The sequence below is a fragment of the Tenacibaculum pelagium genome, assembly GCF_014062345.1.
Classification (GTDB): domain Bacteria; phylum Bacteroidota; class Bacteroidia; order Flavobacteriales; family Flavobacteriaceae; genus Polaribacter; species Polaribacter pelagius.
The window spans coordinates 307,822-333,855 of sequence record NZ_JACGLS010000002.1 but is presented as its reverse complement, the minus strand read 5'-3'; the positions used below and the strand labels follow the sequence as shown (position 1 = coordinate 333,855).

The 26,034-nt window shown below is 31.1% G+C and carries 24 protein-coding genes; 13 read left to right on the top strand and 11 right to left on the bottom strand.

The window, feature by feature from the left end; translation table 11 throughout:
• Positions 1–99: 99 nt before the first annotated feature.
• The 4 genes from H3Z83_RS06640 (at position 100) to H3Z83_RS06625 (ending at position 5,438) form a co-directional block, all read left to right on the top strand.
• A complete protein-coding gene (locus tag H3Z83_RS06640) occupies positions 100–1,707 on the top strand; it encodes a hypothetical protein (RefSeq protein ID WP_182124699.1) in 1,608 nt (535 codons plus the stop codon).
• Between the two features lie 143 nt (positions 1,708–1,850).
• A complete protein-coding gene (locus H3Z83_RS06635; RefSeq protein ID WP_182124698.1) occupies positions 1,851–2,336 on the top strand; it encodes a GNAT family N-acetyltransferase in 486 nt (161 codons plus the stop codon).
• Complete coding sequence (locus H3Z83_RS06630; protein WP_182124697.1) at positions 2,323–3,567, top strand: aspartate kinase; 1,245 nt, start codon at positions 2,323–2,325, stop codon at positions 3,565–3,567. The genes H3Z83_RS06635 and H3Z83_RS06630 overlap by 14 nt, the downstream gene beginning before the upstream one ends.
• A gap of 62 nt (positions 3,568–3,629) precedes the next feature.
• Positions 3,630–5,438, top strand: a complete 1,809-nt coding sequence (locus tag H3Z83_RS06625; RefSeq protein ID WP_182124696.1) for a GNAT family N-acyltransferase — start codon at positions 3,630–3,632, stop codon at positions 5,436–5,438.
• A gap of 80 nt (positions 5,439–5,518) precedes the next feature.
• Here H3Z83_RS06625 and pyk read toward each other — a convergent pair whose 3' ends face one another.
• The 5 genes from pyk to H3Z83_RS06600 form a co-directional block, all read right to left on the bottom strand.
• Complete coding sequence (pyk, locus tag H3Z83_RS06620; RefSeq protein WP_182124695.1) at positions 5,519–6,946, bottom strand: pyruvate kinase; 1,428 nt, start codon at positions 6,944–6,946, stop codon at positions 5,519–5,521.
• Positions 6,947–6,949: 3 nt separating this feature from the next.
• A complete protein-coding gene (locus H3Z83_RS06615) occupies positions 6,950–7,420 on the bottom strand; it encodes an IPExxxVDY family protein (protein ID WP_182124694.1) in 471 nt (156 codons plus the stop codon).
• Between the two features lie 85 nt (positions 7,421–7,505).
• Positions 7,506–8,243 (bottom strand): ribonuclease III, encoded by a 738-nt coding sequence (gene rnc / locus H3Z83_RS06610; RefSeq protein ID WP_182124693.1) that lies wholly within the window; start codon positions 8,241–8,243, stop codon positions 7,506–7,508.
• Between the two features lie 6 nt (positions 8,244–8,249).
• Entirely contained in the window at positions 8,250–9,500 is a 1,251-nt protein-coding gene (gene fabF / locus H3Z83_RS06605; RefSeq protein ID WP_182124692.1) for a beta-ketoacyl-ACP synthase II, read from the bottom strand.
• 7 nt (positions 9,501–9,507) lie between these two features.
• Positions 9,508–9,744 carry an acyl carrier protein gene (locus tag H3Z83_RS06600; RefSeq protein WP_182124691.1) on the bottom strand — a complete coding sequence of 79 codons (237 nt, stop codon included), beginning with the start codon at positions 9,742–9,744 and terminating at the stop codon, positions 9,508–9,510.
• Positions 9,745–9,922: 178 nt separating this feature from the next.
• On the opposite strand from H3Z83_RS06600, the gene purN reads away from it, so the two are divergent.
• Both purN and H3Z83_RS06590 read left to right on the top strand, forming a co-directional pair.
• Positions 9,923–10,492, top strand: coding sequence for a phosphoribosylglycinamide formyltransferase (gene purN, locus H3Z83_RS06595; protein ID WP_182124690.1), 570 nt, complete (start codon positions 9,923–9,925; stop codon positions 10,490–10,492).
• Positions 10,485–11,123, top strand: a complete 639-nt coding sequence (locus H3Z83_RS06590; protein ID WP_182124689.1) for a ribonuclease H1 domain-containing protein — start codon at positions 10,485–10,487, stop codon at positions 11,121–11,123. The genes purN and H3Z83_RS06590 overlap by 8 nt, the downstream gene beginning before the upstream one ends.
• A 50-nt stretch (positions 11,124–11,173) precedes the next feature.
• Here H3Z83_RS06590 and rseP read toward each other — a convergent pair whose 3' ends face one another.
• A complete protein-coding gene (rseP, locus tag H3Z83_RS06585; protein ID WP_182124688.1) occupies positions 11,174–12,523 on the bottom strand; it encodes an RIP metalloprotease RseP in 1,350 nt (449 codons plus the stop codon).
• Between the two features lie 158 nt (positions 12,524–12,681).
• On the opposite strand from rseP, the gene H3Z83_RS06580 reads away from it, so the two are divergent.
• Complete coding sequence (locus tag H3Z83_RS06580; RefSeq protein ID WP_182124687.1) at positions 12,682–13,359, top strand: SCO family protein; 678 nt, start codon at positions 12,682–12,684, stop codon at positions 13,357–13,359.
• Positions 13,360–13,363: 4 nt separating this feature from the next.
• Here the strand turns inward: H3Z83_RS06580 and H3Z83_RS06575 are convergent, their stop codons facing one another.
• Together H3Z83_RS06575 and H3Z83_RS06570 are read right to left on the bottom strand one after the other, a co-directional pair.
• Positions 13,364–13,705: an SdpI family protein gene (locus H3Z83_RS06575; protein WP_182124686.1), complete on the bottom strand. Its 342-nt coding sequence runs from the start codon at positions 13,703–13,705 to the stop codon at positions 13,364–13,366.
• Positions 13,705–15,033: a serine hydrolase domain-containing protein gene (locus H3Z83_RS06570; RefSeq protein ID WP_182124685.1), complete on the bottom strand. Its 1,329-nt coding sequence runs from the start codon at positions 15,031–15,033 to the stop codon at positions 13,705–13,707. The genes H3Z83_RS06575 and H3Z83_RS06570 overlap by 1 nt, the downstream gene beginning before the upstream one ends.
• 91 nt (positions 15,034–15,124) lie before the next feature.
• Between H3Z83_RS06570 and H3Z83_RS06565 the strand changes: the two genes are divergently transcribed.
• Positions 15,125–16,336, top strand: coding sequence for an aminotransferase class V-fold PLP-dependent enzyme (locus H3Z83_RS06565; RefSeq protein WP_182124684.1), 1,212 nt, complete (start codon positions 15,125–15,127; stop codon positions 16,334–16,336).
• A gap of 75 nt (positions 16,337–16,411) precedes the next feature.
• Here the strand turns inward: H3Z83_RS06565 and H3Z83_RS06560 are convergent, their stop codons facing one another.
• A complete protein-coding gene (locus H3Z83_RS06560; protein WP_182124683.1) occupies positions 16,412–17,113 on the bottom strand; it encodes a Bax inhibitor-1/YccA family protein in 702 nt (233 codons plus the stop codon).
• Positions 17,114–17,522: 409 nt separating this feature from the next.
• Between H3Z83_RS06560 and H3Z83_RS06555 the strand changes: the two genes are divergently transcribed.
• From H3Z83_RS06555 to glpQ, 4 genes are all read left to right on the top strand, one after another.
• Positions 17,523–18,560, top strand: coding sequence for a zinc metalloprotease (locus H3Z83_RS06555; protein WP_182124682.1), 1,038 nt, complete (start codon positions 17,523–17,525; stop codon positions 18,558–18,560).
• 179 nt (positions 18,561–18,739) lie between these two features.
• Complete coding sequence (locus tag H3Z83_RS06550; protein WP_182124681.1) at positions 18,740–19,792, top strand: zinc metalloprotease; 1,053 nt, start codon at positions 18,740–18,742, stop codon at positions 19,790–19,792.
• Positions 19,793–19,987: 195 nt separating this feature from the next.
• Positions 19,988–20,902 (top strand): glutaminase, encoded by a 915-nt coding sequence (locus tag H3Z83_RS06545; protein WP_182124773.1) that lies wholly within the window; start codon positions 19,988–19,990, stop codon positions 20,900–20,902.
• A gap of 45 nt (positions 20,903–20,947) precedes the next feature.
• The gene (glpQ, locus tag H3Z83_RS06540; protein ID WP_182124680.1) at positions 20,948–21,925 is read left to right on the top strand and encodes a glycerophosphodiester phosphodiesterase; all 978 of its coding nucleotides are present in this window, start codon (positions 20,948–20,950) and stop codon (positions 21,923–21,925) included.
• Here glpQ and H3Z83_RS06535 read toward each other — a convergent pair.
• Positions 21,915–23,690 carry a chloride channel protein gene (locus tag H3Z83_RS06535; RefSeq protein WP_182124679.1) on the bottom strand — a complete coding sequence of 592 codons (1,776 nt, stop codon included), beginning with the start codon at positions 23,688–23,690 and terminating at the stop codon, positions 21,915–21,917. The genes glpQ and H3Z83_RS06535 overlap by 11 nt on opposite strands.
• 84 nt (positions 23,691–23,774) lie before the next feature.
• On the opposite strand from H3Z83_RS06535, the gene H3Z83_RS06530 reads away from it, so the two are divergent.
• Entirely contained in the window at positions 23,775–25,271 is a 1,497-nt protein-coding gene (locus tag H3Z83_RS06530; RefSeq protein WP_182124678.1) for a YfcC family protein, read from the top strand.
• Positions 25,272–25,324: 53 nt separating this feature from the next.
• Here the strand turns inward: H3Z83_RS06530 and H3Z83_RS06525 are convergent, their stop codons facing one another.
• On the bottom strand, positions 25,325–26,026 hold the full coding sequence (locus H3Z83_RS06525; protein ID WP_182124677.1) for a DUF6503 family protein: 702 nt from the start codon (positions 26,024–26,026) through the stop codon (positions 25,325–25,327).
• Positions 26,027–26,034: the final 8 nt, after the last annotated feature.

Sequence of the window (26,034 nt, the reverse complement as noted above, 5' to 3'; positions counted from 1 at the left end):
GCTAAATAATTTTTAATGTAGTCAGTTTTTGACTTTTAAAGGTGTTGATTTAGAGTTTAAAACATTTTATATTCGCAACTTATTTTTTAATTAAAAACTATGAAACGATTACTATTATTAACAACAGTGTTATTGAGTTTTAACTCCTTCGCTCAAAGTACTGATTTAGACAGAGAAAGGTTCCATGTTTCTTATGTAAAACTTCCAACTGATCCAGTAGTGGAAAATGATAAGAGAACTTATTCTATAAACCTTAATGGTGTTACTATTCAAGGATTTTCAAAAGTAAATGCTCCTGGGACAATTGATGTTAAGTATAATTTTTCTGGTACAAATGTAAATAATGCAGAAATCAAGAAAATTAAGCATGAGAAAAAGAATAAAGATGGAAAAGTAATCTCAACAACTTACACATATAAAGCACAAGCTAAATTTACTTCAAGCGCTACGATAAATGTAATAAACGCAATTACAGTTGAAAGCTATGAAAAATCTTTTCAAGAAAGTGCAGACTATACAAGTAAAGAATTTGATAGTTATTACAGAGCAGAGAAGTATTATAAAGATAATAAGTACGATATAAAAAGTAATTATAGATCTCAACAAAAAAAATCAATAAAAAGAGTTATTGAGTCATATTTGAATTCTAGATATGGTTATAGACCATATAGTACAAGTAGTGAGTTTTTATGGATATTGGGTTCTAAACGTCATCCGGAACACCAAAAGCATCATGAAAATTACAACAAGATGAAAAACATCTTTGTTAAAATGAAGCATGATGAGCCAATGGATGATATTACAAAGGAATTAGGTTCAGTTATTGAATATTTTAATGGGGTAATTGCAAGGTATCCGGGAACAAAACGTAAAATGAGAAAAGTAAAGTATGCTAGTTATTTTAACCTTGCAAATATTTACTACTACTTAGATATGCCTGAAAAGGTAAAAGAGAATGCTCAGAAAATTATTGATAATGGATATGATAAATCTGATGGTAAGAGGTTTTTAAGAGAAGCAGAAGCCCTTGCAAAATTACTTGATAAAAACAAGATGAAATCTCGTCATATGAAAGTTCTTACTGAAGATATTAGTAATATGAAAGAAGAAGAGGATGCAAAAGAAGTTTCGCAACAGCCTAAAACTGCCTTTAACCTTGAATTAAATAAAGCTTATTTAATTACTCAGAAAAATGATACTGTACTTGTTGACATGAATACAAGTGACATTGCTAAAATTGGTTATGATTTAAGAACTATACAATATGATACCAATGGAACTCCTATTGGAACAAGAATTAAAAAAGCTAAAGGGTGTAAAGAGCTTTTATTTGTTGATGGATTGCATTATAAAAACATAAAATTTAAAGAATCATCTATAAAATCTGGATCTGTAAGTGTAGGTCAAGCAGCTTTTGGTAGCGCAACAGATAAGTTATGTAAGGTGCTTTTTGAATCTGATAAAATAGGGTTATATAAGTTTAATAATAAAGAACTTGTTATTGTACCAGCAGGGAGCGAAAATGGAAAATCTACCTTAGGAATGAGTTTCGTTTTTGGGTTTAAAAAGAATCTTGCAAAATTAGCCAAAGATTGTCCAGAAGTAGCAAAGCAAGCAAAAGAGAAAGCTTATAAGAACACAGAAGAAAGCTTATTAAAGTTTTGTAATGACCTTTCAAATTGCAAGTCAGATCAGGCTTCAAAATAAAAACAAAAAAGCAACCTAACTAGGTTGCTTTTTTGTTTTTTAGTTAGTGGTTTAAAATTTCAACAGATAAAAAAGATATGTCTTAAACTGTAATTTTTTTTAAAGATTTTTTTTAAAAAGTATCTTTACATAAAATTTGAAAGATGAGTTTTATAATTCGACCTGGAGAGGAGAAAGACGCACAATCAATATTAGATTTAATAATTGAGTTAGCTGTTTTTGAAAAAGAACCCAATGCTGTAAAGATTACTGTTGATAATTTATTACAAGATGGTTTTTCAAGCAATCCTAAGTTTAAAACATTTGTTGCCGAAGAAGCTAATGGGAATATAATTGGTATGGTGTTGTTTTATGAACGTTATTCTACATGGAAAGGAAAAGCAATTCATTTAGAAGATTTAATGGTAACGGAATCGAAAAGAGGAATCGGAGCAGGTAAAGAATTATATGCGTCAGTAATGAAGTATGCATCGAATAATGGATTTAAAAGAGTGGCTTGGGAAGTATTAGATTGGAATACAAATGCAATTGAATTTTATAAAAAAACAGGAGCAACTGTTTACGATGAGTGGAGAGTTTGCCATATGAACGAACAAAGCTTAACTGAATTTTGTAATGAGAATATTTAAGTTTGGAGGAGCATCTGTAAAAGATGCTGAAGGTGTGAAAAACCTAGCTAGAGTGTTACAACACGAAGGAACTGAGAATTTATTGGTTGTAATTTCAGCAATGGGAAAAATGACCAATGCATTTGAAAATGTTATTGATAGTTATTTTTATAAAAAAGGAGATTTAAAAGAAGCTTTAAGTTTTGTTGAAAGCTTCCATCATAACATGATGGATGGTTTATTCGAAAAAGGTCACGAAATCCATAATAAAGCAAATTTTTTATTTGGTGAAATGAGTGGCTTTATGGCTCAAAATAGTTCAGAAGATTATAATTATGTGTATGATCAAATGGTTGGGTTTGGTGAGCTGTTATCAACTAACATTGTAAGTGCTTATCTTTCTGAAATAGGAATCTCAAACCAATGGTTAGATGTTAGAGATTATATTAAAACAAACAATAGTTATCGTGATGCTAAAGTTGATTGGGATGACACTCAAAAACAAATTACAGAAAATTTAGATACTTCAAAATTAAATATAACTCAAGGTTTTTTAGGAGGATGTAATAATGAAACTACCTCGTTAGGAAGAGAAGGTTCCGATTATACAGCTGGTATTTTTGCATATTGTTTAGACGCGAAAAGTGTTACCATTTGGAAAGATGTTGATGGGGTTTTAAATGCAGACCCTAGAGTATTTGCTGAAACAGAATTGTTAAAAGAGATATCTTATACTGAGGCAATCGAAATGGCTTTTTATGGGGCTTCAGTGATTCACCCTAAAACAATACAGCCACTTGAACAAAAGAACATTCCTTTATATGTTCGTTCGTTTGAAGATATAAACAATTCAGGAACTTGTGTTGGTAGAGGAAAGAAAATCACTCCAGAAATTCCATGTTTTATTGTTAAGAAAAATCAAATTTTAATATCGATATCTGCAAAAGATTTTTCTTTTATGGTTGAAGATAACATTAGTGAAGTTTTTAAAAAACTACATGAGTATAAGCTAAAAGTAAATTTGATTCAAAACTCAGCAATAAGTTTTTCGGTATGTGTCGAAGATAAATACGATCGTTATGAAGATTTTTATAATAATTTAAAAAAGGATTTCATTATAAAAGTATATGAAAACACTACGCTGTATACCATTCGTCATTTTGATGATGAAGCAATAGAGTTTATCAAAAAAAGAGGAGAGGTTATTATTAGACAAATCAATACAGAAACTGCCCAATTCGTCATTAAATAAATGGCTGAAAAGCTCATGAAAATCCATTATATTTGCATTTACGTCTAATTGGATATTAATGTATGGGAATAGTTACTGCAAAAGAGATTGCTAAAGTTATAAAAGTAGATAAGTTCGGTGCAGCTGGAACTTTTATTGGTTGGTTACTTATCAAAACTTTACGTATTTCTGCTATTAACAGAATTTACAATAAAAATAAGCACAAATCTGATTTAGATTTTTTAAACGGGGTTTTAGATGATTGTAAAATCGAGTTTGAGATTCCAGAAGAAGATTTAAAAAGAATTCCAAAGGACGGACCTTTTATAACGATTTCTAACCATCCTTTAGGTGGTATTGACGGAGTTTTACTATTAAAATTATTAATAGAAAAAAGAGCAGATTATAAAATTATAGCTAACTTTTTACTGCATAGAATTGAGCCTTTAAAGCCTTATGTAATGCCAGTAAATCCTTTTGAAAATCATAAGGATGCAAAATCGAGTGTTGCTGGGATTAAAAGTGCTTTAATGCATTTAAGAGAAGGAAAGCCTTTAGGTATTTTCCCAGCAGGTGAAGTCTCAACCTATCGTGATGGTAAGTTAATGGTAGATAAACCTTGGGAAGAAGGAGCTGTTAAGTTGATTAAAAAAGCAAAAGTTCCAGTAATTCCAATCTATTTTCACGCTAAAAACAGTCAGTTATTTTATATTCTTTCTAAAATTAGCGGAACATTACGTACAGCTAAACTTCCTTCAGAAGTTATTTCTCAAAAAAATAGAGTTATAAAAGTAAGGATAGGTAAAGCTATTTCGGTAAAAGACCAAGAACAATATAAAGATGTACCTTCTTTTTATGAGTTTATAAGAAAGAAAACATATATGTTGGCAAATCCTTTTGAAAAAACACCTCAAAAGATTTTATCAACCCAAAATTTAAAAATCCCTAAAAAAGTTAAGAAAATTACTTCTCAAAAAACGCCTGTTTTATTTGAAAAAGAAGTAGATGATTTAAGAGATAAAGGAAGTAGGTTATTAGAAAGTAAAAATTACGAAGTGTTCTTTGCAAACGCTAAAGAGATTCCAAATATTTTACATGAAATAGGTCGATTACGTGAAATAACTTTTAGAGATGTAGGTGAAGGAACCAATAAGTCGATTGATTTAGACAAGTTTGATAAGTATTATCATCATTTGTTTTTGTGGGATAATGTGCAAAAAGAGTTGGTGGGAGCTTATAGAATGGGGCTAGGAAAAGATATTTTTAAGAAGTATGGAATTAATGGTTTTTATATTCATACGTTGTTTAGAATAGAGCCAGAATTATATTCTATGATGCAAAGTACTATCGAATTAGGTAGAGCTTTCATCTCAAAAAAATATCAGCAAAAACCAATGCCTTTATTTTTACTTTGGAAAGGTATTGTACATGTTACTTTACGTTACCCGAAGTATAAATATTTAATGGGAGGAGTGAGTATTAGTAATCAGTTTTCTGAATTCTCGAAATCGCTGATGATAGAATTTATGAAATCTCATTATTACGACCCGTATGTGGCGCAGTATATCCATCCGAAAAAAGAATTTAAAGTAAGCCTTAAAGATGCTGATAAAGATTTTGTATTTGATGCGACAAAAGCAGATATGCAAAAGTTTGATAAAATAATTGATGAGATTGAACCAGGCGCATTACGTATACCAGTATTAATTAAAAAGTATGTAAAGCAGAATGCTCGTTTAGTAGCATTTAATGTTGATCCGAAGTTTAACAATGCCGTAGACGGTTTAATGTATATTAAGGTTGCAGATATACCTGATAGTACAGTAAAACCAGTTATGGAAGAATTTCAAGCAGAATTAGAAAGAAGAGCTACAGAAAGTTTGAATAAGTAGTTGTAAAGTTCATAATAAAAAGAAAAGAGTAGTAATTCTAAAATTACTACTCTTTTCTTTTTTAATTTATAATATACAGATTATTCAATATTAGAAACTCTTAAAGTATTTACCATTCCTCTTGCTTCAACTGGCATAGAAGATAAGTTAATTACAAAGTCTCCAGTTTTTACAAACCCTTTTTCTTTAATTATTTCATTTATATCTTCAATAGTGTCATCAGTACTTAAATCTCTATCATAATAATAAGCACGCACACCCCAAAGTAAATTTAATTTCCCTAAAATTCTTCTTTTAGAAGTAAATGCAATTACATGTGATTTTGGTCTCCATGCAGAAATCTGAAACGCCGTATAACCACTATTCGTTAAGGTTGATATCGCTGTAGCTTTAATATCATCAGCCATTTGAGCTGCGTGATGACAAACAGATTTTGTTACAAAACGATTTGTACGAATATGTGGTGGCTCATGTGGAACCTCAATTAATGGAGAAAATTCAACGCTTCCAATAATCTCAGTCATGGTTTTAATTACCTTTATAGGATGTTTACCTACTGATGTTTCTCCAGAAAGCATTACAGCGTCTGCTCCATCCATGATAGAATTTGCTACGTCATTCACCTCTGCTCTTGTAGGAACAGGGTTGTCGATCATAGTTTCCATCATTTGAGTTGCAATAATTACTGGAATTCTAGCTTGCTTTGCTCTTCGAACTAACATTTTTTGAATTAAAGGAACATCTTGCATAGGAACTTCTACTCCTAAATCTCCACGAGCAACCATTAAACCATCACAATATGGTATTAAAGCATCAATATTTTCAACCGCTTCAGGTTTTTCGATCTTAGCAATTACAGGTACTCTATAACGTGAGTTTTGCTTGATTAAATCACGTAACATTCGTAAATCTTCTGGAGTTCTAACAAATGATAATGCTATCCAATCTACTTCTTGTTTTAAAGCAAAAACAGCGTCTTTTTTATCTTTATCAGTTAATGCTGGTAGTGAAATATTCGTGTTTGGTAAATTCACTCCTTTTTTAGATTTTAAAGCTCCTCCAACAACAACTTTTGTTACAACTTCTTTTTCTTTATCGGTAGCAACTACTTCGAATTGTAACTTACCATCATCAACTAGTATTTGCTCCCCAACTTTTACATCTTTAGGAAAACGTTGATAGGTCATAAAAGCTCTTTCGTTGGTCCCTTCGCATTCTTCAGTTGTAAAAACGAAAGTATCTCCTGCTTTAAGCATTACACCTTCATTCATTACACCCACTCGAAGTTTTGGACCTTGTAAATCGGCTAAAACTGCCACATTATAACCTCTTTCTTCATTAATTTCTCTAATTAGTCGTATACGCTCTTTTACATCATCATAATCTGCGTGTGAAAAATTAATTCTAAAAACATTAACACCTGCTGCTGCCATGTCTGCTAAAATTTCTTTTGTATTGGTTGCAGGTCCTAATGTTGCTACAATTTTGGTTTTTTTGTTATGTGGCATATTTTAAAAAATTAAAAATTCTTTCGATTTTAAAGATTCAACCTCTATTTCATATGAGGTTATTATTTGTGGGATTTGATTTATCTTTTCTATTGTTTTAACAATATACTCATAATCAAAATCACCTTCTATTTTTAGAAAAAAATCAACTTTTTTCTTTTCAGGCACAAGATTCATTACTGTGTCACTCTCACTAAAAAGCCCTGTTGAAATACTTGTTTTTGTAGATTTATATACGTTAGATATTAAATACCAATCATAATCGAGCTCTTTATTTATATATTCATAAACAGCATATGAAGACTCGTTATTTTTTTTAGTAAAATCTAAGTCGTAAGTAGCTCTACGAAACTTTACTTTTAAATGTAGGTTTAATAAATAAGCTAATTTATATTCACTAAGTACTGTGTGGATACCAATTAAGGTATAATTATTATCAGAAAACTCATCAATATTCAGCGCATAAACCGACATAAAAACAATTTATTTGTCTTTTGCTAAATTAATGAATGTATCTAAAATATAATGTGAAATTAACGAAAACGTTTTCGCTTTTATGTTAAGAGTTTTGCATTTGACTTTGCATTGCATAGTAAACTCTCTTTGCTGCAATTTCTTCAGCTTTTTTCTTTGAAGTAGCTCTACCTTTACCAATAATAGCACCATCTATGGTAACTCTTACGCTAAAATGCCTTTTGCTTTGGTTTCCTGAGTCTTCGTAAGATTCAAACTTGTATTTCTTTTTATTCTTCTGGCACCATTCAATTACATATCCTTTATAGCTAGATATTTTACCTTCTAATCGTTCAATATCAACATAGGGTAAAATTACTTGCTCGTAAATAAACTGATCGCAATAATTATAACCTCTATCTAAATATATGGCTCCAATTAGTGCTTCAAAAATATTACCGTAAATATTATTACTAATATGGTCTTGAGAAATATTACTTTTTACAAAACGAAATAAATCTAAATCTCTACCCAAAGCATTTAAATGTTCTCTACTTACTACTTTGGAGCGCATTTGAGTTAAATAACCTTCATCTCCACTAGGAACTTTTTTGTATAAATAAGATGCAATAACTGTACCTAAAATAGCATCTCCTAAAAACTCTAAACGTTCGTAGTTTACAGGATGCCCTTTACTATCTACAAGCTTTAAAGATCTATGTGTAAATGCTTTTTTATAGTGAGATAGCTTAATTGGTTTAAAATTAAGCAGTTCTTTTAATTCGTAGAAAAAGTTTTCATCCTCTTTATTTTGGGGTCTAACTATTCTTCGAAGAAAGTTCATACAAAATTAATCTAGTTTTCTAAAGGCAAGACAAGCATTATGACCACCAAAACCAAATGTATTACTCATCGCAACTTTTATCTCTCTCTTTTGAGCTTTGTTTAACGTTAGATTTAAATCAGGATTGATGTTTTCATCAACGTTAACGTGATTAATTGTTGGAGGAACAATACCATGCTGCATCGCTAATATAGAAGCTATTGATTCTATAGCGCCAGCTGCACCCAACAGATGTCCAGTCATAGACTTTGTTGAATTGATATTGATATTCTTAGCATGATCTCCAAAAACTTCAGAAATCGCTTTTAATTCTGCAACATCTCCTAATGGTGTAGAAGTACCATGAGTGTTGATATGATCTACGTCTTCTGGTTTTATACCAGCATTTTCAAGACAATTTTTCATTACTGCAATTACACCAATTCCTTCAGGATGCGGTGCTGTCATATGGTGCGCATCAGAAGACATACCTCCACCAATAACTTCAGCATAAATTTTAGCTCCACGAGCTTTAGCATGTTCGTATTCTTCTAATACAATCGCTCCAGCTCCTTCACCTAAAACAAAACCATCACGTTCACCATCAAAAGGTCTTGAGGCTGTTTCTGGACTTTCATTTCTAGTTGATAAAGCATGCATTGCATTAAAACCTCCCATACCAGCAATCGTAACTGCGGCTTCGCTACCACCTGTTACAATCACATCACAATGACCAAGTCTAATGTAATTTAATGCATCAATCATTGCGTTTGCAGATGATGCACAAGCAGATACTGTAGTATAATTTGGCCCCATAAATCCATTTTTAATAGAAATGTGTCCCGGAGCAATATCTGCAATCATTTTTGGAATAAAGAACGGGTTAAAACGTGGCGATCCATCTCCTCCTGCAAAGTTTAATACTTCGTTTTGAAATGTTTCTAATCCACCAATACCTGCTCCCCATATAACACCAACTTTTAATTTGTTGATTTTATCTAGATCTAACTTAGAATCTGCAATTGCCTCATCAGAAGCTACCATTGCATATTGCGTAAACCTATCCATTTTACGCGCTTCCTTTCTATGTATAAAGTCAGTCGCGTTGAAATTCTTTAATTCGCAAGCGAAACGAGTCTTGAACTTGGCAGCATCGAAATACGTTATAGGTGCCGCTCCGCTAACTCCGTTAACTAAAGCATTCCAATATTCTTCTTTATTGTTTCCTATTGGCGTTAATGCGCCAAGTCCAGTTACTACAACTCGTTTTAATTGCATATAAAAATTATTTTTTTGCGTCTTCTATATAGCTAACCGCTTGACCAACTGTACCGATGTTTTCAGCTTGATCGTCTGGAATTTGAATATCGAATTCTTTTTCGAACTCCATGATTAACTCAACAGTATCTAAAGAATCTGCTCCTAAATCGTTTGTGAAGCTAGCTTCTGTTGTTACTTCGTTATCGTCTACTCCTAATTTGTCTACGATAATTGCTTTTACTCTTGATGCAATGTCTGACATAATTTGTTTGTTTTAAAATTTAAAATCGAGGCAAAAATACAAATCTTAGTTATTAATTCTAACTTTTGCTCAAAAATGTGATGTCTAATTTAAAAAAAATACTTGAATGTTTTGCTATAAACACCACCGTTGTTAATAATTATCCTTTTTTTTGTAGTAACAAAAACAACTAATTTTCATGAAAAGGATCGTAATTTTTGCTTCTGGCTCTGGTACCAATGCTGAAAACATCATTAAATATTTTCAATCAACTCAAACTGCGGTTGTTACTCACGTTCTGTCTAACAATGAGTATGCCAAAGTTTTTGACCGTTGTGAACAGTTAGAAATTGAGGCTTCACTCTTTGATAAAGAGAGTCTTACAAAAGATGATACGGTTTTAAATTTCTTGCAAGTTGAAGCAGATATAATTGTGCTTGCTGGTTTTTTATGGCGAATCCCTTCTAAAATTGTAGAAGCTTTTCCTAATAAGATTATCAATATTCATCCTGCTTTATTACCAAAATATGGCGGAAAAGGCATGTATGGAATGAATGTACACAAGGCTGTTAAAGAAAATAAAGATGCTGAAACAGGGATAACAATTCATTATGTAAATGAAAATTATGATGAAGGAGCTGTAATTTTTCAAGCAAAAACAGCTGTTTCAAAATCAGATACGGTTGATGAAATTGCAAAAAAAGTACATGAATTAGAATACAAACACTTTCCGAAAATAATAGAAGAGGTTATTTTAAAAAATGAGTAAAAAAAAGAAATATTATGTAGTTTGGAATGGTAAAAAAAAGGGAATTTTTACTTCTTGGGATGCTTGTAAAAAACAAATAGATGGTTTTACAGGAGCTCAATACAAAGCTTTTGCAGATAAAGAAGAAGCTGAATTAGCCTTTACCAAAAGCTATAATGAATACAAAGGTAAGAGTACTAAAAAACCTACATTATCAGCTAAAGAGAAAGCTGCTTACGGAATTCCAAATTTAGAAAGTATTTCAGTTGATGCAGCTTGTGCTGGAAATCCAGGACTTATGGAATACAGAGGGGTTCTTACACATAATAAAAAAGAAATTTTTAAAATGGGACCTTTTAAAAACGGGACCAATAATATTGGTGAGTTTTTAGCTTTAGTACATGGAATTGCATTATTAAAGAGTAAAAAAATGGACAAGCTTCCTATTTATTCAGATTCTAAAATTGCAATGAGTTGGGTTCAAAAAAAGCAATGTAGAACCAATGTTGTTTTTGATGCTAGTAATAAAGATATTTTAGATTTGATTCTTAGAGCTGAAAAATGGCTGCAAGAAAACTCTTTTAGAAACCCATTACTAAAATGGGAAACCAAAGCTTGGGGTGAAATTCCAGCGGATTTTGGAAGAAAATAAAAAAGCCTCGTAAATATTTACGAGGCTTTTTTATTTATTGTTATGAAATTTTATTTAAAAAATGTTCTAAATATATCATTACCATTAGCAAATAATAGTAGGATTATTAATAAAATAAATCCTGTTACTTGTGCATATTCTAAGAACTTATCTCCTGGTTTTTTACCAGTAATCATTTCCCATAAAGTAAATACTACGTGTCCACCATCTAAAGCAGGAATTGGTAATAAATTCATGAATCCTAACATGATTGATAAGAATGCAGTGATGTTCCAAAATGTTTGCCAGCTAAATTCTGAAGGGAAAATACTACCGATAGAAATAAATCCACCTAAACCTTTATAAGCACCTGTACTAGGATTAAAAATCTTTTTCATTTGCTTTACATAGTTGGTTAAGGTAGTCCATGCTTTGTTAGTTCCTGCAGGAATTGCTTCACCAAAAGAATATTTTTTTTCAGCTAACTGGTAATATCCTAATTTTTCTAAATCACCTATAGGTAAAGTTGTAAAAACAACACCTAAGTTTCCAAATTCTGAAACTTTAACAGGGATATTTAAGTTTTCATTTCCTCTTTTAACAGAAAGAGAAATATCTTGACCTTTTAAATTCTCTAAAATAGGTTTTGCTTGATCATAATATGAAATAGCTTGCCCGTTAATTGCAGTAACAATATCTTTTGGAAGAATGTTAGCTTTAGCGTTTAAAGAATCTTTCTGAACTTTAGCAATTGTAAAAGGATATCTAATATTTAAAAACGAACCAGCATTTTTACCTCTATCAACTAACTTAGAAATAAAATCTGTAGGAATTACTTTTTCAACAACTTCTCCGTTTCTTTCAATCGTATAGTTGTTTCCGTTTATAAATTCTAATGGTAACTCACCAAATTTTTGAATTGTTTGCCCGTCAATAGTTAATATTTTATCTCCAGTTTGTAAACCTAAATCTTTACCTAATTGATCTTGAACCCAAACACCATCTTTTAAACTTTCGTTTGGTAAAAACTTTTCACCATAAGCATACATTAAACAGATGTAGATAACAATACCTAAAACAAAATTTACAAAAACACCACCTAGCATAATAATTAAACGTTGCCATGCTGGTTTAGAACGAAACTCCCAAGGTTGTGGTGGTAAAGCCATTTGCTCAGTATCCATGCTTTCATCAATCATTCCAGATATTTTTACATATCCTCCTAACGGAATCCAACCAATACCATAAACTGTATCACCAATTTTCTTTTTAAACAATGAAAATTTATAATCGAAAAATAAATAGAATTTTTCTACTCTTGTTTTAAATAATTTAGCAGGAATAAAGTGTCCTAACTCGTGCAAAACAATTAAGAGCGATAAGCTTAAAATAAATTGTGATGCTTTTATTAATATTTCCATAAAGGTGTTTATCTAAATTTAAAATCTGACAAATGTACGTTTTTCAAAAGAGTTCTAAAAACTTGAGAAGTAGATGCGGTTTGGTTTTAACAAACTTTTTAACGTTCGAGTAAATACACCTTGTTTTTAGTCGTATTTTTGTTGAAAAATTAAAGAGAATGGACTTAAAGTTCTTTAAAAAATCAAAAAGCACCTTACTTTTTTTAATCGTTTTTTGCGCAGTTGGTATCCCAGTTTTTTATCATTTAGTAAAGGTAGATGATCGATTACCAATTTATAACCCTGCTGATATTAATCCTAAATTGGTAGATATTTCTGTTAGAACAAAATCTAGAAATCATACTATTGGCGATTTTAAATTGATTAATCAGAATGGAGAAACGATTACGAATGCTGATTATAAAGATAAAATTTACATAGCCGATTTCTTTTTTACACGTTGTCAAACAATTTGCATTGCAATGGCTTATAATATGAGTGAATTACAAGAGCATTATAAGAAGGATGATGATATTATGTTTTTATCACATTCAGTAACTCCTGTTATGGATAGTGTACCGCAATTAAAAAAATATGCGGAGAGTAAAGGAGTAATTGATGGAAAGTGGAATGTAACTACCGGAGATAAAAAGCACATTTATAATTTAGCGCGTAAGCATTATTTTGCTGTTTTAGATGAAGGTGATGGTGGAGATAACGATTGGGTACACACCGAAAACTTTGTACTTATTGATAAAGAAGGTCGCATTAGAGGTTCTTATGACGGTACCAAAAAAGAAAACATGCAAAAAATTATTGATGACATTACTTTATTAAAGGAAGAGTATAAAAAATAGGACCCTATTTTTTATTCCCTTCTTCATCAAAATTCTTATTAATTTCTTGTTCTGTTTTAACTACTGATACTCCTAAAGACAATAACATAATTGCCATTGGTTGCCAGCTAACATTTTTTGAAATACTAACAAATAGAAGTGCTGCAAAAAACGAAATAGCAGAATAGATTAAAAACTGCTTTGTAAAATAAGTGTTTGCAAACTTCCAGATAGTTTCGTTTTTCATTGTTCTATTAGTACGATATCCATAAATGGCATTTATTTTCTTTGGTGGAAAGAAATAGAAAATTATACTAAACAGAAAAAGTAAACCATTTATAGATAGTATATAGTAATAAGGATTCATTAGTTGTTTTTTATTGAATTTATAATTCCTTTTAAAAGGGTGTTCATGTCAGCATTTTTGGTAAGTCCTGTTCGAACTACCACTAGATCTTCGCTAGGTAAAATAAATACATTCTGACCTTTATATCCATTAAAAGAGTACATGTTTTTCGGAACATCAGGATATCTACTACCAGCATTTAACCATATTTGTGCACCATACCATCCATCAGAAGTTGGAGTAGGAGTTGTCGCATAATCTACCCAGTCTTTGTCAAATATATTTTCTCCGTTCCACTCGCCATTATGCAAGTATAATAATCCTAATTTAGCCCAATCTCTTGCTGTTGCCCAAGCATACGATGAACCAACATAATTCCCACTCATATCCGTTTCAATAACCATTGAGTTCATTCCAATTTTATCGATTAAAGCATTATACCAAAAATCTAAATATTCTTGATGCGTGTTAAACTTAGATCGTAAAATTCCTGAAAGTAAATTGGTGGTTCCAGAAGAATAATTCCAAGTTTCGTTTGGTTTACCTATTAAAGGTTTGTCAATTTGAGTTTTGGTCATGTCTTTTTGTAGAAAAAGCATTTTGGTAACATCAGAAATAGAATTGTAATCTTCTGTCCATTCTAAACCAGAATTCATCTGCAATAAGTTATGCAGCGTAATGTTTTTACGTTCATCATTTTCCCATTCTTCAAATAGATTATCAGTTTGCACATCTATTTTACCTTGACAACGTAAAATTCCGAACATAGTGCTCGTAATACTTTTGGTCATAGACCAACCTATTTGTAAAGATTCCTTAGTAAAACCATCATCATATTTTTCAGCAATAATTTTATCTTTATATAATACGACTACAGATCGAGTTTTATTTCTGTCGTTAAAAATTGTATCAATAGTTTCGTTTAGTTTTTTATAATCAACATTAGAAAAAACAGTATCAATTTGCTCTGCGTTTCCATATGGGAAAGGAGTAATGTTATCTGGTTTAGATCTAAAGGGAACTAAAGGTTTTTTAGAAGTGTCATAATCATTAGTAATTAAAACAGCACCTAACCCTTTTCTGTAAACAGCTTTTCTTTTTAGTAAGCCAAATGCAGAGCCAATTGCAGATTTCTCCTCAGTATCAATCTTATCTGTAGTTAAATTGATAGGAGAAAAATCATTATCGTTATTGTCAGTAAATTCTAAAGTTCTATTTGCAAGAAAAACAGAGGAAGCAGTGTTTTTAGCTGAATACCCAGCAAGGATATTTAATTTTGGGTAATTGTAAATTACAGCAACAATGAGAATTACTGCTATTAAAAGTAATATTCTTTTTAAATTTTTCATAGAGGGACTTTTTTTACAAATGTAAGAATTTAATTGATTGATGTTTGTATTTGAAACGCAACCCCTACCTTTGCTCAAAATTTGATTTTAGATGTTTAGTATAGATAAAATTCGAGCTGATTTTCCTATTTTAAATCGTGAAATTCACGGTAAAAAATTAGTGTATTTAGATAACGGTGCAACTTCTCAGACCCCACAAGTAGTTATAGATGCTATTGTAGACTATTACAGTAATTACAATGCCAATATTCATAGAGGTGTTCATACTCTAAGTCAAGAAGCAACTGATAAATATGAGGAGGCGCGTATAAAAATCCAAAAACATTTTAATGCGAAGCATTCGTATGAAATTATTTTAACGTCAGGAACTACCCATAGTATTAATATTGTGGCTTCTGGTTTTGTATCTTTATTAAAAGAAGGAGATGAAATTATCGTATCTTCTTTAGAGCATCATTCTAATATTGTTCCTTGGCAAATGCTTTGTGAAAAAACAGGAGCTGTTTTAAAGGTAATTCCTATGGATGAAGATGGTTCGTTACGAATGGATATTTACCATGAATTGTTAAACAGTAAAACGAAGTTAGTTTTCTGTAATCATGTATCGAATGCTTTAGGAACTATTAATCCAATTGAAGAAATTGTTCATGCAGCTCATAAATTTGGAGCTTATGTTTTAATTGATGGAGCACAAGCAGTACCACATATAAAACCAGATGTACAAGATTTAGATGTTGATTTTTATGTAGCATCTGCTCATAAAATGTGCGGACCAACAGGAGTAGGTTTATTATATGGTAAAGAAGAGTTGTTAAATATGTTACCGCCATACCAAGGAGGAGGTGAGATGATTGAAACAGTAACTTTTGAAAAAACCACTTATGCAGGTTTACCACATAAATTTGAAGCTGGAACTCCGAATATTTGCGGAGGTATTGCTTTTGGTGTTGCTGTAGATTATATGAACTCAATTGGTTTTGATGCTATTACAAAACAAGAAAATGAGTTATTGGCTTACGGAACCCAAGAATTAGAAAAAATTGAAGGATTAAAAATTTATGGAACTACGAATAAAACATCCGTAATTTCTTTTAATCTAGAAGGAATTCACCCTTATGATGTAGGTTCTATTTTAGATAAATTAGGAGTAGCTGTTCGTACAGGTCATCATTGTGCGCAACCTATTATGAATTTTTACTGCATTCCTGGTACAGTTAGAGCATCGTTTACTTTTTATAATACTAAAGAGGAGGTAGATGTTTTAGTTAATGCTGTTAAGAAAGCAAAAATGATGTTGAGTTAATCGCAGAATGATTAGTTATAAACAAAAGCCTCTTATTAAAAATAAGAGGCTTTTTTATATATAAGTATTTTATTCTTAATCTCTCGACATAAAAATCTGTAATACATACCAAAATAATAACATTAACGATGCGAATAATCCTAATGCGGCAGGAATATAATCATCGGTAGTAAATTTATTTACAAGATTAGATGTTTGATATAAAATAGATCCAGCTGCTAATACACACATACCAACCGAAAACCATAAACCTAAGTTAAAACCAAATAAGGTACCTGCAATAATTAAAGCAATTGCGATAAAGAATCCCACAGCTAATCCAGCTTTAATAAAAGAAAAGTCTTTTTTAGTAATAAATACGATAGAAGATATACCAACAAATAATCCTAAAGTAACAATTCCTGCTTGTTCAATAATTTCAAAATTATTGGTGTAAGTAATTGCTATATATATTAAAGGAATAAAAATAAATGCTTGCGCAAAAATATATCCTGAATAAGCTAAATATTGTAGATTCTTATCTGTTGTTTTTAAAGCGGTGCTCTCAGCATAATTTGTAATCAACATAAATCCGCCTAAAAGTAATAACCATTTGTAACCTTGGGTCATTGATAAAGTAAATTCTACAATGGTTGCGTTTTGTAATAATAAGTATTCGAATAAAATAAAAAGAAGTACACCACCTGCAACGTGAGCATATGTTTTTTTGTAAAAAGCAATTCTATCGGTTTCTGATGCTTGTGCAGCAAGTACTTTTGTGTTAAATGAGTTTTCCATAAATAATTTTTAATTTGAGATAAAGATAATTTTTTTAAACAAAATACAAGATGGGTTTGTTTAATTGCATAATTACATGTTTTTAGTTGTTTAATTTATGTGTTTTCTGATGTTGTTTGTTTAAAATTGACGTTTTTTCAATGTTTTGATTGTTTTTTTGCGAAATGTATTTTTCTTAAAATAAGGGTTGGCAAGTTGATTTTACTGGAAGTTAACCTTTTTTTAACTTTTTTTTTAGGATTAAAAAAAATATATATATTGCACATCGTTAAAAAACCCTTCTATTTGTTATTAAAATGACAAATTTTTAACTACTTCATTTATGATAATGTTAATCACAGGTTTTTTGCAAAGTTTATTGCCTAAAGGGGTAATATATTAATTAACTAATTTTTCAATTTTTCACAACATGAAAAGAATTTTTTTAACATTAGCAGTAGCTGCTGGAGTTTTAGTTGGATGTCAAGAGAACTCTAAAGAAGAGGTTTTACCAACTCAACAAGCAATCGATATGAGCGATTTCTATGCTCATACTGAATCAGCAGAATCTAGAGGAGGTAGCGAACAATGTCAATCGATGAAGGTTTTAAACCGTCAATTAAACGAAAATCCAGGATTATACAAGAAAATGTATGATGTTGAGTACGCTACTAGAAAGAACATCGCGGCTAAAGGTAAGCCAGGTGGTGGTGGAAACGGTGGAGGTTCTACCGGAGGAGATGTAGATGTAGCTCCAATCGAAGATGGATTAGGAATCATCAATATTCCAGTATATATCCATATCGTTTATCCAAACGCTAATACTATTTCTGATGCTCAGGTAAATTCTCAAATGGCAACATTAAACTCTGACTTTAGAGATATTAATACTGACCAATTACCTTCAGGTACTACTTTTGCTAATGATGCAACTGATGCAGGATTTAGTTTTTCTGTAGCAGGTGTTTTCAGACATAATGATTCAAGATCTTCTTGGGGAACTAACGATGCAATTAAAGCAGCTTACCCTCCAATTACTCCATCAACTCACATGAACATTTGGGTTTGTGAAATAGGTGGTGGTATTTTAGGATACGCTCAATTCCCAGGAGGTAGCCCAGCTACTGATGGTATTGTATTAGGAGGAGACTTCTTTGGAAATACTGGAGGAAACTATGGATTAGGTAGAACTGCAACTCACGAAGTTGGTCACTACTTAAACTTACGTCACATTTGGGGAGACGGTAGATGTCGTCAAGACGATTTCGTAGCTGATACTCCTGTTTCTGGAGCTTCTAACGGAGGATGTCCTACTTACCCTAATGTTGATTGTAAAACACCAGATATGACTATGAACTACATGGATTATACTTATGATGCTTGTATGTACATGTTTACTGATGGTCAACGTAACAGAATGAGAGCCCTTTTCGCTAACGGTGGAGCTAGATCTTCTATGTTAAACTAAGGTTTAGATAAACATAATATTAAAAAGCGTCACGAAAGTGACGCTTTTTTTTATTCGTTGATTTAACTACTTATAAATCAGTGTTTTTCCTGTTTTATTGAAGTTTATGATTCTTTAATTTAGTAATTCGTGAAAAATAGATTTTCACAAAACAACTAACTAATTTTAAACTTTAAAAAATGAAAAAACTTTTCGTAGGGCTTGCATTATCTGTAGGCTTATTATTGGGTTGTCAAGAAAACTCAAAAGAAGAAGTATTAACTCCTCAAGAAGCGGTTGATATGAGCAATTTTTATTTAGAAACAGAAGCACCAGAATCTAGAGGAGCTAATGAACCATGTTATTCAATGAGAGTATTGAATGAACAGTTAAAAGAAAATCCAGGACTGTATAAAAAAATGTACGATGTTGAATATGCAACACGTAAATTTTTAAATGCTAAAAAACCTGATGGAGTAGGTGGTGGAAATGGTGGTAATAATGGAGGAGGAGACGGAGATGTGGATGTACTACCAATTGATGATGGATTTGGAGTCATTGATATTCCTGTTTATTTTCATATAGTATTACCAAATGCAAACGATGTATCTAGTGGGCAAATCAATTCGCAAATGAATGTAATTAATAGCGATTTTAGTAACCCTAATACAAATCAATTACCATCAGGAGCAACTGATTTTATAAACGATGCTACAGATGCTGAAATCAGTTTTTCTTTAGCAGGAACTTTTAGATATAACGATTCAAGATCTTCTTGGGGAACGAATAATGCTGTGAAATCTGCATATCCACCAATTACACCAGATACACATTTAAATATTTGGGTATGTGAAATAGGTGGAGGAATTTTAGGTTATGCGCAATTCCCAGGAGGTAATTCATCTACTGATGGTGTAGTGCTATTAACAGGAACTTTACCAGGAGGTAATGCATCACCTTATAATGCTGGAAGAACTTTAACACATGAGATTGGGCATTATTTAAATCTTCGTCATATCTGGGGAGATGGTAGATGTCGTCAAGATGATTTTGTAGCAGATACTCCTGCTTCAGATGGACCAAATTATGGTTGCCCTTCTTATCCAACGGTTAACTGTAAATCTGCGGATATGACTATGAATTATATGGATTATGTAGACGATGCTTGTATGTATATGTTTACAGATGGTCAACGTAATAGAATGAGAGCTATTTTTGCTCCCGGAGGCGCAAGAGATTCTATGTTAAATTAAAGAATGAAATCTTTCAAGAAGATTTTATAGAAAGATTAAAAGTCAAGAGAATTTTCTCTTGACTTTTTTTATTTATAATTACATATTTATAAAGCTTATTCTAGAACTGATACTTCTCATTGTTAGATAAATTACATTACTTTGGTCACACAAATTTTGTTATTAGTTTAAAAATTAGGGATAGTGAATAATACTATTAATTACAAAGCTGTTTTAAAGAATATTTATCAGACTATAATTGCTGAAGAGAATGAAGGAAAAGTTGCCACTTATATTCCAGAATTAGCAAAAGTAAATTCAGAAAATTTTGGAGTACATTTTCTTTCTGTTGATACTGAGGAACATGGGATTGGAGATTGGCAAAAAAAATTTTCAATTCAAAGTATTTCAAAAGTAATATCGCTAAGCTTGGCTTATAAAATATTTGGCGATACCATCTGGGAGCGTGTTGGGGTAGAACCTTCTGGAACTGCATTTAACTCATTAGTACAATTAGAATCTGATCATGGAATACCCAGAAACCCTTTTATAAATGCAGGTGCTATGGTGATTTGCGATATGCTAGTAACTCACTTAAAAAATCCAAAAGCAGATTTTCTTGCTTATGTAAAGGAAATCTGTAATTGTGACCAAATCCAGTATTCAGAAACGGTTGCCAGATCTGAAGCATCTATAGGGTATAGAAATAAAGCATTATGTAACTATATAAAGTCTTTTGGTAATATTAAAAACGACCCTAAAGATGTGTTAGATTTTTATTTTAATATGTGTTCTATTGAAATGAATTGCAAAGAATTGTCAAAAACATTTATGTTTTTAGCGAATAGTAATTTTAAGACGTCTAAAGGAGAAAAGCTATTAAATACAAGTAAAACCAAGAGAGTAAATGCGATTATGCAAACTTGCGGTTTTTACGACGAATCTGGCGAGTTTTCTTTTAAAGTTGGTTTACCAGGTAAAAGTGGTGTTGGTGGTGGAATTGTTGCAGTTCATCCAGATAGATATTGTATTACTGTTTGGAGCCCTAAATTAAACGAGAAAGGAAACTCATATAGAGGGATGAAATTTCTGGAAGCTTTTACTACAGTAACTGAATTGTCTATATTTTAAAAGGAATATGTAACTTTATACAGACACTAAGACCATTATCTTTTAATGAAATACTTAATACTTGTTATAATTATTTTCTCATTTTATACTTGTAATACATCAATACAATCAAAACCTATGAACAAAAAAACTATCATAGCACACAGAGGAGCTTCGGGTTATTTACCAGAACATACGATGGAAGCTAAAGCAATGGCCTATGCTATGAGTCCTGATTATATAGAGCAAGATTTAGTGTTAAGTAAAGATGATGTTCCTATAGTAATACACGATATTTATTTAGATGATGTTACCAATGTTTCTGAGGTTTATGAAGATAGAAAAAGAGAAGATGATCGTTTTTATGTAATCGACTTTACCTTTGCTGAATTACAAAAATTGCAGGTTACCGAACGTTTTAATCCTAAAACCGGAAAACAGTTTTACCCAAAACGTTTTCCGAAAGGAAAAGGGAACTTTAAATTACATTCACTTCAACAAGAAATAGAATTAATTCAAGGACTAAATTACAGTACCAGAAAAAATATTGGTATTTACCCAGAAATTAAAAACCCTGAATTTCATCATACAAACGGAAAAGATATTGCTAAAATTACCTTAGATATTCTTTTTAAATATGGATATAAAACGAAAACAGACAAATGCATTTTTCAATGTTTTGATGCTAAAGAATTAGAAAGGGTTAGAAAAGAATTAAAATCTGAGTTGTTTTTAGTTCAGTTAATTGAATTTGAAGAAGAGACCAAACAGTTAAATCATTTTGCTAGCTATGCAGACGGTATTGGACCTTGGTATAAGCAAATATTAGATAAAAAAGAGAAAGGTAAATGGGAGTTCACCTCTTTAGTTGAAGATGCTCATGCGCTTGAATTAAAAGTACATCCATACACTTTTAGAGCAGACCAATTAGATGAGTTTTCATCTTTTGATGAAATGATGCAAGTATTATTTTTTGAAGCAAATATAGATGGAGGTTTTACTGATTTTCCAGATAAAATGGTTGATTTTTTAGCTAAGAAGTAACTTCAATTAGCTTTTTTCTATAAGCAGTTAGTAGCTTTGATTTAGATATAAACCCTATGTATTTTTGGTTTTTAACAACAGGTAAATTCCATGCGTCACTTTGCTTAAACTTTTCCATTACTTTTTCTACTGAATCATTGTGGAAAATAACAGCCGGAGCACTTCTCATAAATGTTTCTACAGTTACTTTGTCATACATTTCACTATCAAACATAATTGGTCGGATATCGTCTAATAACACAATTCCTAAAAATTGAGAATCCTCATTAATCACAGGAAAAATATTTCTGTTAGAATTAGCAACGGAGGTTTTTAGCATGGTGCCTAATAATGTATCAGGATGAGTGGATTTAAAATTGGTTTCAATCAACTTATCAATCTTCATCATCATTAACACATTTTTATCTTTATTATGTGTAATTAATTCTCCTCTTTTAGCTAATTCTACTGTGTAAATGGAATTAGATATAAAGTATTTTGTAACTGCATAAGAAATGGCTGCAACCAACATTAGAGGGACAAATAAATCATAACCGCCTGTTATTTCTGCAATCAAGAAAATAGCTGTTAAAGGAGCATGTAATACACCAGCCATCAGTCCAGTCATACCAATTAGGGTAAAATTACTTTCTGAGATATTCCCTCCTAATTGATTAATAATTTTTGCTAATACATTTCCTATAGCACTTCCCATAACTAGCGTTGGAATGAAAATACCCCCAATACCTCCAGCGGCAAAAGTTGTAGTCATGGCAATTGCTTTAAAAAGCGTGATTAATAAAAGGAATGAAATAACAATCCAAACATTTTTAAAATCTATTTGATAAGGAAGGTCTTTCAAAGCTTCTTGTGTATTGCCTTCTAATAAATTATTAATCAACCCATATCCTTCACCATAAAGAGGTGGAAGAAAATATAACATCAGTCCAATAGCGATACCCCCAATAATTAATCGATGAATAGGTTTTTTAAAAGGCTTGAAAAAAGAGGTGATACCAAAGTAAATTTTTGAAAAATAAACTGAAGCCAAACCTGTTCCGAAACCTAATAAAACGTAATAAAAGATATCTTTTATTTGAAATATGTCTTTTAATTCGAAGCCTAATAAAGCATCATTTTCAAAGAAAAAGTAGGAAGTTACTACGGCAGAAACTGATGCTAGTAATAAAGGAACTAATGATGCAAAAGCAAGATCTAAACTAAAAATTTCAACTGCAAAAATAATTGCGGCAACTGGTGCTTTAAACATTGACGACATTGCTCCTGCTGTTGCACACCCTATTAATAACATTCTTGTTTTTGAATTCATGTGAAAGAGCTGAGAAACAGTAGAGCCTAAAGCTGCTCCAGTACTTACTGCTGGTCCTTGTAAACCTACCGACCCTCCAAATCCAACAGTTATTGGTGCGGTAATTAACGAGGCATAGATTTTATACTTTTCTATAATTCCGCTACGCTTAGAAATTGCATGCAAAGTTGTAGAAATACCATGTCCGATTTCTTTTTTTATAAATCTTTTTTTAATGTAATACACTAAAATCAAACCAATAATAGGGAATATGAAATACAAAGAGTGATGAATGTCTTTAATAAATTTCCCCTCTAGGATTGTTTGAAAAAAAGAAGTAAGATTTTTTAAGATTAAGGTACCAATACCTGCTAAAAAGCCAACGAGTATACTTAAAACATAAATAAACTGACGTTCAGAAATGTGTTTGTACCTCCAAATCAGTATTTTTTTAAATATGTTTTTTGCTTTTGACATTATTACAAATATAAACTTCAAAACTGTAAATTAATCGTCTGTAAAATGTTTTCAGTATTTTTAACCAGATAAAATATTTACGAGATGCTTAAAAAACTAAAATTACCTACACCGCATACTCTTTTACTTTTAATAACATTAGCGGTAACAGTTTTAACATGGTTTGTTCCTGCAGGCAAGTACGATACTTTAAAGTATGATGCAAGTTCTAAGCAGTTTGTAAAGAAACATTTAGAAATAACTGAAAATCTACCTGCAACTCAAGAAACTTTAGAAAAACTAAACATTAATATTCCGTTAGAAAAGTTTGTTTCTGGAGGAATATATAAACCGATTAGTATTCCAGGTACCTATCAAAAATTAGATTCAAAACCTCAAGGATTCATCGATTTTATAAAAGCACCAATTAAAGGTATTATAGCTTCATCAGATATTATTTTGTTAGTATTAATTATTGGAGGTGTTATAGCTGTAATGAATCTTTCAGGAGCTTTTGATGCTGGAATTGCAAGTTTAGCTACTTCGTTAAAAGGGCGTGAATATTGGTTAATTATAGTAGTTACTATTTTAATTGCAGTTGGCGGAACAACCTTTGGTTTAGCTGAAGAAACCATTGCTTTTTACCCCATTTTAATCCCTGTTTTTTTAGCAGCAAAATACGATGCCATAGTTGCGTTGGCTTGTATTTATATTGGGTCGAGTATTGGAACTATGTGCTCAACCGTAAATCCGTTTAGTGTAATTATTGCTTCAGATGCAGCAGGAATTAATTGGACAACTGGTTTTACAGGTAGATTATTAATGTTAATTGGAGGCGTTGTTATTTGTTTAGTCTATATAATGAGATATGCAAATAGAGTTCAAAAAGACGCAACGAAATCTATTATCTATGATCAAAAAGAAATGATTGAGAATTTATTTGGCAGTTCTACTTCTTCAACCCATAAATTAAACACAAGATTACGATTAATACTTATTGTTTTTGCAATGTGTTTTGTGGTAATGATTTACGGAGTTTCTCGTTTAGGATGGTGGTTTGAAGAAATGACAGCGGTATTTTTAGTAGGAGCTATTGTTATTGGAATTTTAGCTAGAATAAAAGAAGAAAATTTTGTAAATACTTTTATAAAAGGAGCTAATGATTTATTAGGAGTTGCATTTATTATTGGGATTGCAAGAGGAGTTTCAGTAATTATGGAAAGTGGATTAATGAGTGATACGTTATTGTATAATGCAAGTACAATAACAGAAGGAATGCCTAAAGGAATTTTCGCCAACGTTATGTTGTTTATCTATTCAGGATTATCATTTTTTATTCCTAGTTCTTCAGGTATGGCAGTATTAACGATGCCAATTATGTCTCCTTTAGCAGATACTGTTGGTATTGGTAGGGAGGTTATTGTAAACGCATATCAGTATGGAATGGGATTATTTGCATTTATCAACCCAACAGGGTTAATTTTAGCTTCTTTAGCAATTGTAAAAATTGGATATGATAAGTGGTTAAAGTTTGTAATTCCGTTAGTAATTATTCTAACAATATTTACAATGATAGTTTTAACAGCTCAAGTATATTTATAAAATAAAACCCTTTCTAAATTTAGAAAGGGTTTTATTTTTTGAGTATAGAGTTATTATTTAGAACTTAAAATATCCGTTCCTAAATAGCCATCATTTTTATTGTAATACCAAGCTCTATTTTTAGGCATTTTAATTCCGTTTATAGTTTCTTCATCAGATAACAGAATATATTCTCCGCTATTTGGTTTATCCTTAAAAAACTGATAAACTTCCATAGCATAAGTTTTAGGGTTAAAGTAGAAATACCAAGTGTCTTTTCCGACTTCCTTTTTATAAGTAGCTTTTAAAACCAAATAGTCTTTTCCTTTAAATCTTTTACGTTCAACTTTACTGTAAATAATAGTTCCGTTGTCTTTTAATTTCATTGGTAAGCCATATAAATATGTATAGTAGTTTTTATACAGATTAGCTCTTTCACAATTTAATTTATGCTCTTTTTTTTCTGCTTCGGTTGCAGTTTTTCCATTAAAACTAATAGTGCAATTTCCTTTATCAACTGTGTACTCTGTAGTGTTTTCTCCTCTTGATGCTTTTACATAAAAATACTCTTCAGGTAAATTTATTTTAATTTCACTATCACGATTTGGATTTTTAGGAGTTTCCATAGTTACTTTTAAAGTACCATTAAAAGTTTCCCAATTCCCATTTGGGTCGTGATATTGAATGGCTTTTTCTAATAATTGCTCACCTGTTAATTCTTGAGAAAACCCTTGAAAAGCGAATAATAAAACGAGTAATGCGGTTAGTTTTTTCATAAATTAAA

Coding starts and splice junctions, on each gene's coding strand:
- H3Z83_RS06525 (WP_182124677.1), bottom strand. CDS start 26,026: ATGAAAAAACTAACCGCATTACTCGTTTTATTATTCGCTTTTCAAGGG.
- H3Z83_RS06630 (WP_182124697.1), top strand. CDS start 2,323: ATGAGAATATTTAAGTTTGGAGGAGCATCTGTAAAAGATGCTGAAGGT.
- glpQ (WP_182124680.1), top strand. CDS start 20,948: ATGAAATACTTAATACTTGTTATAATTATTTTCTCATTTTATACTTGT.
- H3Z83_RS06565 (WP_182124684.1), top strand. CDS start 15,125: ATGTTTAGTATAGATAAAATTCGAGCTGATTTTCCTATTTTAAATCGT.
- H3Z83_RS06560 (WP_182124683.1), bottom strand. CDS start 17,113: ATGGAAAACTCATTTAACACAAAAGTACTTGCTGCACAAGCATCAGAA.
- H3Z83_RS06575 (WP_182124686.1), bottom strand. CDS start 13,705: ATGAATCCTTATTACTATATACTATCTATAAATGGTTTACTTTTTCTG.
- rseP (WP_182124688.1), bottom strand. CDS start 12,523: ATGGAAATATTAATAAAAGCATCACAATTTATTTTAAGCTTATCGCTC.
- H3Z83_RS06570 (WP_182124685.1), bottom strand. CDS start 15,033: ATGAAAAATTTAAAAAGAATATTACTTTTAATAGCAGTAATTCTCATT.
- H3Z83_RS06600 (WP_182124691.1), bottom strand. CDS start 9,744: ATGTCAGACATTGCATCAAGAGTAAAAGCAATTATCGTAGACAAATTA.
- H3Z83_RS06550 (WP_182124681.1), top strand. CDS start 18,740: ATGAAAAAACTTTTCGTAGGGCTTGCATTATCTGTAGGCTTATTATTG.
- H3Z83_RS06530 (WP_182124678.1), top strand. CDS start 23,775: ATGCTTAAAAAACTAAAATTACCTACACCGCATACTCTTTTACTTTTA.
- H3Z83_RS06640 (WP_182124699.1), top strand. CDS start 100: ATGAAACGATTACTATTATTAACAACAGTGTTATTGAGTTTTAACTCC.
- H3Z83_RS06590 (WP_182124689.1), top strand. CDS start 10,485: ATGAGTAAAAAAAAGAAATATTATGTAGTTTGGAATGGTAAAAAAAAG.
- purN (WP_182124690.1), top strand. CDS start 9,923: ATGAAAAGGATCGTAATTTTTGCTTCTGGCTCTGGTACCAATGCTGAA.
- H3Z83_RS06555 (WP_182124682.1), top strand. CDS start 17,523: ATGAAAAGAATTTTTTTAACATTAGCAGTAGCTGCTGGAGTTTTAGTT.
- rnc (WP_182124693.1), bottom strand. CDS start 8,243: ATGAACTTTCTTCGAAGAATAGTTAGACCCCAAAATAAAGAGGATGAA.
- H3Z83_RS06635 (WP_182124698.1), top strand. CDS start 1,851: ATGAGTTTTATAATTCGACCTGGAGAGGAGAAAGACGCACAATCAATA.
- H3Z83_RS06580 (WP_182124687.1), top strand. CDS start 12,682: ATGGACTTAAAGTTCTTTAAAAAATCAAAAAGCACCTTACTTTTTTTA.
- H3Z83_RS06615 (WP_182124694.1), bottom strand. CDS start 7,420: ATGTCGGTTTATGCGCTGAATATTGATGAGTTTTCTGATAATAATTAT.
- fabF (WP_182124692.1), bottom strand. CDS start 9,500: ATGCAATTAAAACGAGTTGTAGTAACTGGACTTGGCGCATTAACGCCA.
- pyk (WP_182124695.1), bottom strand. CDS start 6,946: ATGCCACATAACAAAAAAACCAAAATTGTAGCAACATTAGGACCTGCA.
- H3Z83_RS06625 (WP_182124696.1), top strand. CDS start 3,630: ATGGGAATAGTTACTGCAAAAGAGATTGCTAAAGTTATAAAAGTAGAT.
- H3Z83_RS06535 (WP_182124679.1), bottom strand. CDS start 23,690: ATGTCAAAAGCAAAAAACATATTTAAAAAAATACTGATTTGGAGGTAC.